Source organism: Mucilaginibacter dorajii (assembly GCF_024808255.1).
Taxonomy (GTDB): Bacteria; Bacteroidota; Bacteroidia; order Sphingobacteriales; family Sphingobacteriaceae; genus Mucilaginibacter; species Mucilaginibacter dorajii.
Map to the genome: position 1 here is coordinate 25,955 of NZ_JANTYS010000013.1, position 14,285 is coordinate 40,239.

The following is a 14,285-nucleotide window of genomic DNA, read 5'->3' on the forward strand; positions in this document are numbered from 1 at the left end:
TTGTGCTAAATTGGTTAATACCGATACATAATCTATAATTTCAGGGCAAAGTCTGGTTATCACCAGTATACAATTTCAATCAACATGAAAAAACACGCGTACTTATGGTTTATGGGGATTTTGTTGTTCCCGGTTGTGGCATTAGCCCAAAGCAAATCTGCATATGATCCACTGCAGGTTTTTGACCATAGTTTTTTTACGCATAACGGTAACGATATTCGCAATGCCAATGGTGCCCCAGGCCCCAAATACTGGCAAAACCGGGCCGATTACGTTATTCATGCCGCGCTGATAGAAAAAGATACCACCATAACCGGCGATGTAAATATCAATTATACTAACAACAGCACCGATACCCTGAACTATTTGTGGCTGCAGTTGGATCAGAATTTGTTTAAATCCGATTCGCGCGGGGTAGCCGCCACGCCTGTAAAAGGGGATAGGTTTGATGCCAATGGTTTTAAAGGTGGCTACCAGATTGCGGCGGTAACAGCTATATACCAGGGTAAAAGCTATACCATAAACCCAACTATTACCGATACCAGGATGCAATTGCGCCTGCCTTTTGTGGTGAAGCCACATGGCGATAAAGTAAGCGTTAAAATAAACTATTCATTTGCCATACCAGAGCATGGTGCCGATAGGATGGGCCAGCAGCCAACAAAAAACGGCATCATTTATCAGTTGGCACAGTGGTTTCCGCGCATGTGTGTTTATGACGATGTAATGGGCTGGAATACCTTGCCTTATATGGGCACCGGCGAATTTTATTGCGAGTATGGTAATGTTGACTATTTTATTACCACGCCTGCCGATATGATCGTAGCCGCATCCGGCGATTTGCAAAACCCTCAGCAGGTTTTAACGGCGGCACAGATCAGCAGGTTGGCAAGCACCTCTAAAACAGACAGCACCATAAGCATCATTAAACAACAGGAATTGCTTACATCCGGTATCAGGCCTAAACAAAACGGAACCTTAACCTGGCACTACAAAATTCAAAACACGCGCGATGTGGCCTGGTCGGCATCGAGGGCTTTTATATGGGATGCTGCAAGGGTTAACTATCCATCGGGCAAAAAGGGTTTAGCTATGGCCGTTTACCCGGTTGAAAGCGTTGGGCCTAACAAATATAATCGCGCTGCACAATACCTTAAACACAGTATGGAGTTTTACTCTGATACCTATTTTGAATATCCGTGGCATTCGGCAACCGTAGTAGCTGGCGTAGCTTTGGGTATGGAGTACCCGGGCATTGTATTTTGCAGCTACAGCATTAAAGATGATGACCTGTTTAGAGATGTAACCCACGAGATGGGGCATAACTGGTTCCCGATGATTGTGGGTAGCAACGAACGCCGTTTTGCCTGGATGGACGAAGGTTTTGATACTTTTATCAACGGTTACGCCTGGCTTCATTTTAACAATGGCGAATACGCCCCAAAAGGAAACCCGGCCCAAAGCATTGTGTCCGAAATGATCAGGAGCAAGCACTCGCTCATGGTAGCGCCCGAGGTTAATAACGAAGGAGGGATGGCCTATTACAAAACCGCGCTGGGTTTAAATATATTACGCAATGTGGTTTTAGGTGCCGATAGATTTGATTATGCTTTTAAGATTTACATAAAAAGGTGGGCCTACAAGCATCCGCAGCCAGACGATTTTTTCCGCACCATGAATGATGCCGCCGGCGAGGAGCTTACCTGGTTTTGGAAAGAGTGGTTTTATACCACCTGGAATCTTGACCAGGCCGTTACCGAAATTAAGTACGATAAAAACGGTGCCTCATTCGGCGCGTTCATCACCATCGAAAATTTAAACCAGATGGTAATGCCGGTTACTATAAAGATCATAGAACAAAACGGGCAAACCCAAATTGTAAACCTCCCGGTTGAAGTTTGGCAACGCGGGGCCAAATGGACCTTCAAATGCCACACCACCTCCAAAATAAACAAAGTAATTTTAGATCCCGATAATTTGCTGCCCGATGTGGATAGGGGGAATAATACGTTGAGGGATTGATAGGGAGACGCGCAGGGCAAACGCAACTAAATAGTTAATGACGATAAGCTGTTTTTTAATAATAGGTAACGGAATAAGCTTATGTCGTCAGAATATATAAGCATCAAACGATACCTTGTTATCGCCTGATCCTGGTTAAAAGATCAAGGTCCATTTGCCACCTGTATTGGGCAACAACAGGCACAAATATTTGGATGCGCCTAAATTGCGTGATACATCAGTTTAGTGTTAACCATGTAAAAACTCAAGTCGCTGATTGTTAGATTTTTATAAAATATTTATCTGAAATGTGTTAAGTTATGTTAACCCAATTTAAAGCGTTTGCCCTGCGGGGGGACGCCCCGCTTAATTGCGATTAATATACCATTATCTGCATTTTTGATTTGCACGCGGGTGACGCAAATATGCGTCTCTACAAAAAAATATCGTTAATAAATAACCTTTCGCTCTTAATCTTTTGCCTTTCCCCCCTTCTTCGATGCTTTGGCAATTTTGTTGAAGGCGACCGCCAGGGTTATCCAGTGGTTGAATTTTTGGGCGGTAATAAGGTCTTCGCCATCAACCCAAACAAAATCTTTCATTACGCGGGTGCCGTGAATCATCTGGCGGCAGTCGCCGGTTTCCAGTTCAATGGCGGCTTGATCCTGACCAATGCGGCAGAGCAGGCCGTTATCACGAATGCAGATGCACATTTTTTCATTGACCATGAAACATAAGCCCTTGAACATTTCTACCTCGTCAACTTTAGGTTGATCGATAAATGCTTCGCGTACGCGGTTTGCTAAATGCTCATTGTAGGCCATAGAACGTAAAATTAATAAATAGTTTTATTGAGTTGCTCAAGGTCTTTACGTATCCTGCTCTTTTCGGCGGTGGTTTTGGCAAACTGTAGCGCTGTTTTCAAGTGATGGATGGCTGTTGTTTTGTCAACGGATGTATACAGGTGCCCCAGCAAAACGTGGTATAAATGGTTGTTGTTAAGCTTTAACTTTTCTGCTTCAATAATGGCTTGCTGCCTGCCCCGGGATTTGTACAAGGCAAAAGTGCGGTTAAGCGCCGCCGCCGGCGAGTAGGCAATTTGTAGCAGGCGGTTATAAAGCTGTAAAATGTTTTCCCATTTTTCGGTGGTGTCGTTTTTTACCGTATGCCAATAAGCTATGGCCGCTTCCAGGTGGTATTTGTTGATGCCCCCCTTGGAGGATAGGTTTAAATAATACTCACCTTTGCGTATCAGTTCCTCATTCCACAGGCTGCTATCCTGGTCGTCATAGCGGATCATTTCGCCATGCTCGTCCGTACGGGCATCAAAACGGGAGGAGTGGAAACACATCAATGCCATGAGAGCGTTGGTTTCGGACAGGTTGGTTGGTTCGTATTCTAACAAGAAAATCGTTAGGCGCATGGCTTCCAGGCACAGTTCTTTACGTACGGTGGCGTCCTGGCTGGTAGAATAATAGCCCTCATTAAATAACAGATAAAGCGTGGTTAAAACAGCTTGTAGTCTGTCGGTAATCTGCGTGGCCGGCGGGAATTCTATCTTCACCTTTTCCTCGCGTAGCTTATCTTTAGCCCTGAACAGGCGCTTGTTAATGGTTGATTTACTGGTTAAAAAAGCATCTGCAATTTCATCTATCCCAAAGCCGCAAAGAATTCGCAGCGACAGGCTGATCTGTGCCTCCGGAGGGATCACCGGCTGACAAATGGCGAACATCAGTTGTAGCTGGCTATCTTTAATATGCTGATCTGATAGATCAATATCAAACTCCTTAACATCCTCATGAGATAGCTGAAGCACCGGAGTTATCTTCTGGTCGAAGATCTTGTTGCGTTTCAAATGATCTTTAGCCCGGTTACGGGCTACCGTGTACAGCCAGCCTACAGGATTATCGGGCAACCCTTTAATGCCCCAGGTTTCGGCGGCGCTTAGAAATGTTTCGCTGGCAATATCCTCGGCAATTTCGGGATGCTCAAAGCCGAAATGCTTGTATAATACCGATACTATTTTTCGGTATTCGGTACGGAATAGATGAGGAAGCAGTTCGGTATTGTTCATATTGTTAAATGGCCATCCCAACGTTGCTGAAATGGCCATGGTAAAATTACATAGGCATTATCATGCGTACTTCAACGCTGCCGCCAACTTTAAGAATAGGGCAGCCCTTTGATAGCTCAACCGCCTCTTCCTGCGATTCGGCCCGGATAATGGAATAGCCGCCTATCAACTCTTTAATTTCAACATATGGGCCATTGGTTATCACCTCGTTTGGCGCAATGGTGATGCCATCGTTATACAAGCGGTTACCATTGCTAACCAGCTTGTTTTGCGCGGCAATGCCCCCCAGCCAGTCCATCCATAATTTCATGGAGCTTTGCATTTGCTCTGGCGATGGTTTTGGTGTGCCTTCTGGTTCGTTTTTTCTGAAAAGCAATAAAAATTCGTTCATGATCTTTTAAATTTAGTGAATAAAACCATATGACGATCAGGTTTTGGGGAATAGGACAAGAGCGGTGTTTTATTTATCAGTCAATTTATTAATTGCGCCTCCTGCAGGTATAAATCTACATTAATGTTGCTATCTAATTCTGCTGCTTTTTTCAAATTGATGAACGCATTTTCCTTCTCTTTCATTTTTAAATAAAAAATACCGAGGTGCTTGTGGGCATATGCATTAGCCGGATCCAATCCCAGGCATTTATCTATCAATACTCTCCCAGCTTCTAACTTGCCTGTTAAAACATTTAATAACCCCAGGATGCTATAAGGGTCTGGAAGTTCGGGATCAAGTTTAATAGCTTTTTGCAATATTTCATCTGCTTCCTGGTAAGCTTCGGTCAGCACTAATTCATAACCAAGGTTGTTGAGGACTGCTGAGTTTTCCGGTTCTATAGTCAGCGCCTTTCTGTAATTTTTCATGGCGTTTTCATGTTCGCCGGCTAAGGAATGTAAGTATCCCATATTTGAATAGTCAACCATGTCAAAAGAACTTATTGTTCCAAGGGCGATTAAATGCTTTTTAGCAAGATCATTACTCTTAATATTTATTAACAGGGGTATAAGTTGCCTTAAAATTTTTTCTTCCTTTGGATGTGTATCAGCTATTTTGAGCAATTTATCTGCGGCAGCACTATTTTCGTTGTTTAGCTGATCTTCAATAGCGGCTATATAACTTGAATAAACAGCCCGGTTCCTAAATGTAAAAGCTATCTGTTGGCCGTCATTATTTAAATAGGCTTCATTGGATGGTTTAGGGTTTAAGTTTCGTATCAAACTTATCCCCGAAAAAATAATAAGGATAAAGCAATATAGTTTTATCGCACCATGCAATTCGGTATTGAACACTATAACCCCAATTATACACGCAAAAAGCAGCGTAAAAACAGGGCCGGCTAAAAGGATCAAAATGTATTTAAAATAATTAGATTCTATTTTAGATGACTGACACATGCCCCCGCGGATAAAGGGAGAGCCTGGGTTGAAATAAAAGTATAACCTGCCAATTTTGAAATTAAGCCTGGTTGCTTTGTTTCCGTGTGATCCTATAAAAACATTAATATTATCAGGTTTTGTTAATAGAAGGTAAGCAAAAGCATGACCTAACTCATGAAAGATGGTGATGAGCGGATTTGTTATCGAAATGGCTATGATTACGAATAAGGATATAAAAACGGCCGTCATATAAATAGGTTGTGCAAGCTAATATAACAATTGTATTGTTGCTGGAAGCATTACTTATATTGTGCTGCCAGAGTTTTTTCACCTTATCTGTAGCATTTTAAAAATCTCCGTATCTAACCATCACAAATGCAGGCAATGTCGTTCGAGGAAATTTACGATACTTATTACAGCAAGATCTTTAGGGTGTGCATGGGCTACATGAATGACCATGACCGTGCCCGCGATGTTGCACAGGAAACTTTTATTACCGTGTGGCAAAAACTGGCCACGTTTCGTAATGAATCAGCCATCGGCACCTGGATCTTCCGTATCGCTTCAAACCATTGTTTGCGGCAGCTGGAAAAGGAAAACCGGATGCCCCTGGGCGAAATGCCGCCCGAACTGGAAGACAAACCACCACCCGATATTGAAGGGCAGGTGCAACTACTGTACAAATGCATAGCCGAGCTGCCCGAAATAGACCGCATTATTATTTCCCTTGAACTGGAGGATGTCAAACAAGCTGAGATAGCTAACATCACCGGTCTTTCGGAGAGTAATATCAGGGTTAAGGTTTACAGGATCAAAGAAAAACTTTCGCAAAAATTTAAACAGTATGAGCAGCAATATTGATTTTAAGGCACTTTGGCAACAACAGGAAGCTGCTGCCAGGCCCCACATTAATGAGGTAATCAAAAAAGCCAAAGGCGTCAAGCGCAAAACCAGGAACAAATTATTATGGCTAAACCTGGCGTTAATTGCCACCATATTGCTGTATATTTTTGTGCCGGGTTTTACCTTAAGCACCAGTATGGTCACTACCAAAATAGGCGCGGCATTGGTGATCCTCGGTATTGTTTTTTTTTTAACACTAAACAATCGCTTGTTGCTGAGCTTGTTTAAAACCAAACCAGAAACAGATACCTTTTCTTTTTTGACAGATCTGCTACAGATCAGAAAAAAGCAGGAATTTATTCAAACAAGGGCGATGAACCTGTACTTTTTATTTCTATCGGCAGGGATGTTTTTATACATGATTGAGTTTGTTCAAAAAATGGGATTTACCCTGGGCTGTGTTGCCTACGTAAGCCTGCTTGGCTGGCTGGCCGTGGTATATTTTTACATAAAACCGCGTACGGTAAAAAAACAAAAAGCCGAGATGAACGCGGCAATAGAAAGACTACAAGCCATTAATGATCAGTTAACGATGACAAAAGAGTTGGAGTAAATTTGAAATGTGAGCAGGTTTGAAACAAATTCAATAGCTTTACATCTAAATACCATGGAAGGCACAAAAGTTTTAGCAGCAGTAACCAATGTTTTTAAAGGCGCAGACACCCACGACTGGTGCCTGGTGCAAAGCGTGCTGGCCCAAAAAGTGACGCTTGATTACTCATCCATGAATGGTGTAGGTCCGGTTGAATTATCGCCTGTAGAAGTAACTAATAACTGGGAAATGTTTTTGCCCGGTTTTGATAGGACCCATCACCAGTTATCTGCATTCAGGGTGCAGCTTAATGGTAGCGTAGCTGATGTGCATTACAGCGCCGTGGCCGAGCACTTTATTGGCGATGACGTTTGGACGGTTACCGCGACTTATCATACCAGGCTGATTAAAGAAGATGGTACCTGGTTAGTTAATTATCATAAAATTAATTTCGAAAACCAATCCGGTAACGCTAACCTGCCCAAAAGAGCGCATGAGGTTTTAGCCGAACGCAAAGCTAAAAGCAGTTTATAGTTTCGACTTTAATTTTATGGGGGGATTTGATCATGAAAGACCATCATTATAATGCCACCATCAACTGGACCGGCAACAAGGGCGAAGGCACCAAAGACTACCGGGCCTATGAACGCAGTCACGTTATTTATATAGAAGGGAAACCCGATATTCCCGGATCATCCGACCCAAGTTTCAGGGGAGATAAGGCACGCTACAGTCCTGAAGACCTTTTATTGGCATCTGTTTCGGCCTGTCACATGCTTTGGTACCTGCATCTATGTTCGGTAGCAGGTGTTATCGTAGTTGATTATGAGGATAAGGCCGAAGGCACTATGGTTGAAACCAGCGATGGTGGCGGCTATTTTACCGAGGTAGTGTTAAAACCGCAGATCACCCTAAAAGATGCTGCTATGCAGACCAAAGCCGATGAAATTCATCATGAGGCAAACAAGCTATGTTTTATAGCAAATTCTGTAAAATTCCCGGTTTTACACCAGGCAACTTATAAAGTAGCAGAATAATCGCTGGCAATCATGCGGTGATTAATTACTTTATTCACTGCATATTTGCGGCGAATAAAGTAATTTGTGGCGAATAATTGATATATTTACCGCAAATAGTTTCGTTTTGTATATTCATCAACTTAAAAACTGGCCAAATTTTACCTGGGATGCCGATCCCATTTTGCCTGTTTTGGGTAAAGTAAGGCACAGGCAAGGGCTGATTCTTGGACAAATGAATTCGCTCGGGTTTAGGCTTAAAGAGGATACGATATTGGAGACGTTAACACTTGATGTTTTAAAAACAAGTGAAATTGAAGGCGAAAAACTTAACACAGACCAGGTACGGTCATCCATCGCCCGTCGTTTAGGGATAGATATAGCCGGTGCAGTTCCGGCAAGCCGTGATGTTGAAGGTGTTGTAGAAATGTTGTTGAATGCCACTCAGCATTATAAAGATCCATTAACCGAAGATCGATTATATGGATGGCATTCGGCCTTGTTTCCTACCGGAAGAGCAGGCATGCACAAAATAACAGTTGGTGCGTGGCGGACGCCGGACGCAGGTCCAATGCAGGTAGTATCCGGTGCTATTGGCAAAGAAAAAGTACACTTTGAAGCCCCCGAAGCGGCACGCCTTGCCGCCGAAATGCAATTGTTTATCCATTGGTTTAACGGCAACAACGAGAATGACCTGGTTATAAAAGCAGCTATCGCGCACCTGTGGTTTGTAACCATCCATCCGTTCGATGATGGCAACGGTCGAATTGCCCGCGCATTAACCGATCTGCTCCTTGCCCGGGCCGATGATACTTCCCAACGTTTTTATAGTATGTCTGCCCAGATCCTTAATGAAAAAACAGCGTATTATCACCTGTTGGAAACAACACAAAAGGGTGGCCTTGACATCACTTCCTGGATCAATTGGTTCCTGGCTTGCCTTGACCATGCGATGGATCATACCGAAGAAGTTCTATCGCGCATATTTACGCGGAACAGTTTTTGGGAACATAACCGTGATGTGGATTTTAACAGCAGGCAGCATCAAATGATCACCAATTTATTGGACGACTTTTATGGAAAGCTCACAACAGGTAAATGGAGTAAAATGGCAAAATGCTCGGTTGATACGGCTTTAAGGGATATTCAGGATTTGGTGGATAAGGGGATAATGGAGAAGGAAACAGGCGGCGGCCGCAACACCAGCTACACCTTGATATTACCACAAAAAAAATGATCGTCGCATCGCGCGACGATCAAACCCAAAGGCGGAGACCAAGCCACCTTTTATTAAAAAGTAAACGAGAACGCTATTTTTTCAATATCACATACTGATATGGCTGAAGTGTTAATTGTGTATTCAGCGTTACACTGGTGTTGGCAAGGCCATCTGTCCAGCTGCTTTGCAGGCCTGCTGGTACCGAGTAGGTAACCGTGCTGTTTTTAGCATTTACCAATACCACCACATCATCGCTGCCCGATTTTTTCTCAAAGGCAACCACATTGGCATCAGGGTACTGCGTTAACGTGCCGGTTTTTACAGCCTCATGCGCGGCACGGAAAGCCAGGATCTTTTTATAAGCCGCTACCATATCCGGGTTGGCCGTATAATCCACATTTACATTATTGAAAAAGTTAATGGAGTTGGGATAACCAACTTCCTGGCTGCCATATATAAGCGGTACACCGCCCATATAACTTGCCAGTACAAAGGCCGCTAACGCGCCCTGCTTGCCGTTGTACTCTGTAAGGGTACTTCCGTCTGATGACGCGTTATCGTGGTTAGTAATGTACCTTAATTTAATACCTGGCGATGGCAGGGAAGCAATTTCGGCGCTATTGGTACTAAATAATGCTGATGGAGCAGAGCCACCTGCAAACAAGCTTTTAAGCGTGCCGTAATAGCTAAAAGCATAACCCATCTGGAAACCGGCGCTAATTTCTGGTCCTTTGGTGCCTTCGGCTAAATAGATCAGCTTATGGGTTTTGATGGTGTTGAGGGTATCTAAAGCCGGTACCCAAAAATCGTTAGGGATATTATCGGCAAAATCGCAACGGTAACCATCAATGTTGGCAGCGTAAATCCAGTATTTCATCGCCTTGATCATGGCGCTGCGCATGGTGGTATTGTTATAATTTAAAGCGGCAACATCGGTATAGTTAGTCCCCGGCGGAATGATGATATTCCCGGCTGCATCCTGCTGGTACCATGATTTATTCTGTATCCAGGCGTTATCCCATGAGGTATGGTTAGCAACCCAATCCAATATCACGGCCATGCCCAGTGAATGTGCTTTGGCAATGTAGGCGCGCAGATCATCAAGGGTACCAAAATCGGCGTTTACACCGGTATAATCTCTAACAGCGTATGGCGATCCCGATGCTTTAAGTACACCAATAGGGTAGGTAGGCATCAGCCAAACCACGTTAACACCCAGTGCTTTAATAGAATCTAAACGGGCACTTGCCTTAACCAAAGTGGTTGGCGAGTAGGTACGCAGATTCACCTCGTACATTACAATATCCTTAGTTGCGGGTACGCTGGCAAAGGGTGTACCGTATTGTACCGGGTCGGGATTAACCGGTGTTGTTTTCATGGTATCAACCGGTGTAGTGCCGGGATTTGATTTGCCGCAGCCCAGTATCGAGCTTATCAGCATGGTAAATAATATAATGCTGTTCATCCGGTTGTTTTTTTTACTCTTATTCATGCGCACTTTTCCTTTAGTAATTAATTTGTATGTTATTTGCTGTATTGTTGATAGTTACGGTTTTAATCGGGCTGCTGTCAGGGGCATTAATACTTCCCTGCGGATCGGTATTGGCGGCTGCGCCCAAAAAGGCTATCGTGCCATCTTGTAGTTTCAGGTTATTGCCACTTGTTTTAACCGATGCGGTTTGCTCAAAGCCATGCAGTACCAGCCTGATGTATTTAAAATTGGTTTGATAAGTCCCTTCGGCTTTATCAAATGTGATCGTTTTTTTGCCGGGATCAAAGCTGATGGTGCGTTTGTAAAAATCGCCCTTTTGATAGCTGAAGCTTTTGCCATCATCCTCGTAATAAACAAAGTGGTTTGGCTTATCGCCTTTGTAAACATGTACGGCAAGGGTATCGGTAGGCAACTCGGCTGTCGATTGGGTTAGTGACTGCATTGGGATAATACTACCGCCCTTTACATACACCGGCAATTTACTTACCGATACCGGTATAGTAACCTCCTGTGCACCTTTCTGCTCCCCGCCGGTATACAAATCATACCAGGTACCTTGCGGGAAGTAAACTTTGCCAAAAGCGGCGGTACTTTCAAATGGTGCTACCATAAAACCGTTGCCAAATTCGTACTGGTTTTGGTAGGTAGGGTCCATCACTTTTGGATCAAAGGTATAGTTGATGGCCAGCGACCGCATCACCGGCATCCCGTTTTGGGTTGATTCATAAAACGAGGAATACAGGTAAGGCATCAATTGATAACGCAGGCTGATGTAGCTGCGGGCAATGTCCAAAACATCTTCGCCAAAAGCCCATGGCTCGGCGGCCCGGGTGTTAAGGGCGGTATGATTGCGGTAATAGGGTACAAAGGCACCCAGCTCTATCCAGCGAGTATATAAGGACGTGGTGGGGTTGCCGGTAAAACCGCCGATATCCATGCCGGTAAAGGATACGCCGCTTAAGCCAAGGCTGTTCATCAGCCTAACACCTGCCAGCATATGATCTTCTTCGGCGCGGTTATCACCGGTCCATATGGCCGAGTAGCGTTGCAGGCCCGCGTAACCCGATCTGCTCAGGATAAACGGGCGCTCTTTAAAATGCTCCAAAGCGCCTTCATAGCTTGAGCGTACCATTTCTAAACCGTACACATTATGCGCTTCCAGGTGGGTGGTTTTCCTGCCGTCGAAATCAAACAACACGTTATCCGGCATTTTTTGGCCCCAGGTAGAAATTTCGTTCATATCGTTCCAAATGCCGCTGACGCCGGATTTGGCAAAGAAATCAACCTGGCCGCGCCACCAGGCCCTGCCTTTTTCGCTGGTAAAATCGGTAAAATTACACCAACCCGGCCATACCTGCCCGGTGTATGGTGTACCATCGGGGTATTTAATATAAACATCTTTAGCCAGTCCGCTTTCGTAAGCAGGCGCACCTTTTTCAACCTTAATGCCGGGGTCAACAATAACGGTAAGTTTTAAGCCCAGCTTGTTCAGTTCGGCACTCATTTTGGCAGGATCAGGGAAACGGTTCTTGTTCCAGGTAAACAATTGGTAGCGGTCCATGTAATGGATATCTAAAGTGATACCATCGGCAGGGATGCGTTTCTCGCGCAGGGTATTGGCAATGCGCATTACCTCTGCTTCGGGGTAATAGCTGTACCTGTTTTGTTGGTAGCCCAAAGCCCATTTAGGGGGCAATGGCATACGCCCGGTAAGCCAGGTATAAGAGGCAATAATATCTGCCAGTTTTTTATGGTAGATAAAGTAGTAATTCATTTCGCCACCGCGCGCGCCGAAAGATGAGAAGCGGTTATTACTGGCACCAAAGTTAAAATCGCTTTGGTAAGTGTTGTCCATAAAAATGCCATAGTTTAAGCCATGGTGAATACCCACATAAAACGGAATGGTTGAATACAAGGGATCGGCGGCTACGTTGTAACCATACACGTCAGAATTCCAGTTGGTGTAGCCATTACCTTTACGGTCAAGATTGCCTGTTTTTTCGCCAAGACCTACAAAATGCTCATCATCCTGCATTTTTTTGTAGGTAGTTACGGCATCATTAACCCATGAAGTTGTTAAACCCTGCTCATCCTGGTTAATCACTTTGCCATCGATTGTGAAAAACGATACGCTAAATGGCTTCTTTTGAATTACCGCTTTAAGCGAATCGGTGACGATATCAATTTCATTATCGGTTTGGTTGATCTGTGCTTTAACGGCCATCGGCTTGCCGACAACAGCATAGGAGAAATCGGCATTGAGCGGCTTTTTATCCAGCCTGATCCTGATAATAGATGGACTATAAACGGTTATTTTTCCGTAGCTATTGGTAGTTTTAAAAGTAACGTCTTGCTCACCAAGGGTAACACTTTCAAAATTACCCGGCATAACTACCGGCGATTGCGCCATAACACGTGGCATGATCAAAACACAGGCAAGTAAAAACGTGATCTTAATAGATTTCATGAATTAGAGTGGTACTGAACAACCATCTTTTTGCAAAGCTGGCAAATTCAAATTGCTTGTTTTATAAGTGTATTAAATAAGGCAGTGCTTTTGCACTGCCTTATAGTTGTTATTAGTTTTTGTGGATCTTATACGTGTAATTGTTAGGGTCATGCAGATCTAACGTGATGGTATAATTGCCGTTTGACGGAACCGTTAAGTTACCCAGCGACCCATTGTAAGGGAAGGCAGGATTATCGGCATATTGAATTTTGCCGTTAGCATCAATCCCAAAGTCGATAGACCATTGGTTGTTTGCCCTAAACTTAAATGAACCGCTTGATAACATGTTAGCCGTAACTGTCCAAACCTTTTTGGTCGCGTCATAGCTCATCTGCGTATCTGAAGTCCAGCCGCCTGGTGTGGCATCGCCGATAATTCCCCAGGTAACCAAAGTGTATGACCAGGTTAGCGTTGATGGATTAGCCACCAATTCGTAATAACCAGGGCCAGGCAGTACCAGATCGCCTTTTGTGCCATCAGTAGTTAACAAGCCTGTGCCGCCATCGCCATAATTGATATGGTTCCAATCCGGCGCGCTGGTAAACTTAAAGTGATAAGTGCCACCGGCAGGCTCGTTGATATAGCCTTCGTACACATTAGGGATAGATGCCGCAACAGTTGGCGCTGTTGGTGGCGACCAGCCCTGGTAATCGCCGGGAACATATAGCACCGGGTAATTATTGCTTGGCGGCAAAATGATTTTGTACGGACTAATGGTAAGTGTTACCGCGTGCGAAAACGCGTCTCTATCCTGGTAAGCGCGTACTCTGAACACCATTTTTGCGGTATCATTGGCAGGCACACCAATGGCCAGTGCAAGCGTGTTTAAATCGCTCCCTTTAAAGGTTTTGGTTAATACATCGTTACCAATTAATATCGATGTAGCATTACCCCAGGCAGTGGCACCTACCGTATCAGTAGGGATATCGGCCTGTAAAGTATAGGTTACATGCGATTTATATGGATATACTACAGCCGGCCATTTAAGGGTTACCACAGTTGCCGAATCTGTAGCGGGCGATAGTATAGCGGTGCTGGTTGAGGCTGAAATTGATGATCCGAAAGCAACGGGTTTCAACACAGTTAACTCAGCATTTTTGTGACAGGCAACAGCCATACAGGCCGTTGCTATCAATACTAAATTGAATATTTTTTTCATGTTGAT

Annotated in this window: 13 protein-coding genes; 6 read left to right on the plus strand and 7 right to left on the minus strand. The window is 44.1% G+C overall.

Features of this window, described 5'->3' with window-relative positions:
- The first annotated feature begins 84 nt into the window (after window positions 1-84).
- Window positions 85-2,022: a M1 family metallopeptidase gene (locus tag FHS10_RS17655; protein ID WP_259092982.1), complete on the plus strand. Its 1,938-nt coding sequence runs from the start codon at window positions 85-87 to the stop codon at window positions 2,020-2,022.
- Between the two features lie 449 nt (window positions 2,023-2,471).
- Here FHS10_RS17655 and FHS10_RS17660 read toward each other — a convergent pair whose 3' ends face one another.
- The 4 genes from FHS10_RS17660 to FHS10_RS17675 form a co-directional block, all read right to left on the minus strand.
- Window positions 2,472-2,825, minus strand: a complete 354-nt coding sequence (locus FHS10_RS17660) for a TfoX/Sxy family protein (RefSeq protein ID WP_259092983.1) — start codon at window positions 2,823-2,825, stop codon at window positions 2,472-2,474.
- 11 nt (window positions 2,826-2,836) lie between these two features.
- Window positions 2,837-4,114, minus strand: coding sequence for an RNA polymerase sigma factor (locus tag FHS10_RS17665; protein WP_259092986.1), 1,278 nt, complete (start codon window positions 4,112-4,114; stop codon window positions 2,837-2,839).
- A gap of 7 nt (window positions 4,115-4,121) precedes the next feature.
- Window positions 4,122-4,466 (minus strand): YciI family protein, encoded by a 345-nt coding sequence (locus FHS10_RS17670; RefSeq protein WP_259092988.1) that lies wholly within the window; start codon window positions 4,464-4,466, stop codon window positions 4,122-4,124.
- Window positions 4,467-4,546: 80 nt separating this feature from the next.
- Entirely contained in the window at window positions 4,547-5,290 is a 744-nt protein-coding gene (locus FHS10_RS17675) for a hypothetical protein (protein WP_259092991.1), read from the minus strand.
- 543 nt (window positions 5,291-5,833) lie between these two features.
- Between FHS10_RS17675 and FHS10_RS17680 the strand changes: the two genes are divergently transcribed.
- The 5 genes from FHS10_RS17680 to FHS10_RS17700 all read left to right on the plus strand — a co-directional run bounded on the left by FHS10_RS17680 (window position 5,834) and on the right by FHS10_RS17700 (window position 9,137).
- Window positions 5,834-6,310, plus strand: a complete 477-nt coding sequence (locus FHS10_RS17680) for an RNA polymerase sigma factor (protein ID WP_259092992.1) — start codon at window positions 5,834-5,836, stop codon at window positions 6,308-6,310.
- The gene (locus tag FHS10_RS17685) at window positions 6,294-6,905 is read left to right on the plus strand and encodes a hypothetical protein (RefSeq protein WP_259092994.1); all 612 of its coding nucleotides are present in this window, start codon (window positions 6,294-6,296) and stop codon (window positions 6,903-6,905) included. Before FHS10_RS17680 ends, FHS10_RS17685 begins: the two co-directional genes overlap by 17 nt.
- Before the next feature lie 54 nt (window positions 6,906-6,959).
- The gene (locus FHS10_RS17690) at window positions 6,960-7,418 is read left to right on the plus strand and encodes a nuclear transport factor 2 family protein (RefSeq protein ID WP_259092996.1); all 459 of its coding nucleotides are present in this window, start codon (window positions 6,960-6,962) and stop codon (window positions 7,416-7,418) included.
- Window positions 7,419-7,450: 32 nt separating this feature from the next.
- Window positions 7,451-7,921, plus strand: coding sequence for an OsmC family protein (locus FHS10_RS17695; protein ID WP_310504191.1), 471 nt, complete (start codon window positions 7,451-7,453; stop codon window positions 7,919-7,921).
- A gap of 106 nt (window positions 7,922-8,027) precedes the next feature.
- A complete protein-coding gene (locus FHS10_RS17700) occupies window positions 8,028-9,137 on the plus strand; it encodes a Fic family protein (protein WP_259092998.1) in 1,110 nt (369 codons plus the stop codon).
- Between the two features lie 73 nt (window positions 9,138-9,210).
- Here the strand turns inward: FHS10_RS17700 and FHS10_RS17705 are convergent, their stop codons facing one another.
- From FHS10_RS17705 to FHS10_RS17715, 3 genes are all read right to left on the minus strand, one after another.
- Entirely contained in the window at window positions 9,211-10,611 is a 1,401-nt protein-coding gene (locus FHS10_RS17705) for an alpha-amylase family glycosyl hydrolase (protein WP_259093001.1), read from the minus strand.
- A gap of 13 nt (window positions 10,612-10,624) precedes the next feature.
- Window positions 10,625-13,078: a glycoside hydrolase family 31 protein gene (locus tag FHS10_RS17710; RefSeq protein ID WP_259093002.1), complete on the minus strand. Its 2,454-nt coding sequence runs from the start codon at window positions 13,076-13,078 to the stop codon at window positions 10,625-10,627.
- Between the two features lie 112 nt (window positions 13,079-13,190).
- Window positions 13,191-14,279: a SusE domain-containing protein gene (locus tag FHS10_RS17715; RefSeq protein WP_259093005.1), complete on the minus strand. Its 1,089-nt coding sequence runs from the start codon at window positions 14,277-14,279 to the stop codon at window positions 13,191-13,193.
- Window positions 14,280-14,285: the final 6 nt, after the last annotated feature.

Coding starts and splice junctions, on each gene's coding strand:
- FHS10_RS17655 (WP_259092982.1), top strand. CDS start 85: ATGAAAAAACACGCGTACTTATGGTTTATGGGGATTTTGTTGTTCCCG.
- FHS10_RS17660 (WP_259092983.1), bottom strand. CDS start 2,825: ATGGCCTACAATGAGCATTTAGCAAACCGCGTACGCGAAGCATTTATC.
- FHS10_RS17665 (WP_259092986.1), bottom strand. CDS start 4,114: ATGGCCATTTCAGCAACGTTGGGATGGCCATTTAACAATATGAACAAT.
- FHS10_RS17670 (WP_259092988.1), bottom strand. CDS start 4,466: ATGAACGAATTTTTATTGCTTTTCAGAAAAAACGAACCAGAAGGCACA.
- FHS10_RS17680 (WP_259092992.1), top strand. CDS start 5,834: ATGTCGTTCGAGGAAATTTACGATACTTATTACAGCAAGATCTTTAGG.
- FHS10_RS17685 (WP_259092994.1), top strand. CDS start 6,294: ATGAGCAGCAATATTGATTTTAAGGCACTTTGGCAACAACAGGAAGCT.
- FHS10_RS17690 (WP_259092996.1), top strand. CDS start 6,960: ATGGAAGGCACAAAAGTTTTAGCAGCAGTAACCAATGTTTTTAAAGGC.
- FHS10_RS17695 (WP_310504191.1), top strand. CDS start 7,451: ATGAAAGACCATCATTATAATGCCACCATCAACTGGACCGGCAACAAG.
- FHS10_RS17705 (WP_259093001.1), bottom strand. CDS start 10,611: ATGAATAAGAGTAAAAAAAACAACCGGATGAACAGCATTATATTATTT.
- FHS10_RS17710 (WP_259093002.1), bottom strand. CDS start 13,078: ATGAAATCTATTAAGATCACGTTTTTACTTGCCTGTGTTTTGATCATG.
- FHS10_RS17715 (WP_259093005.1), bottom strand. CDS start 14,279: ATGAAAAAAATATTCAATTTAGTATTGATAGCAACGGCCTGTATGGCT.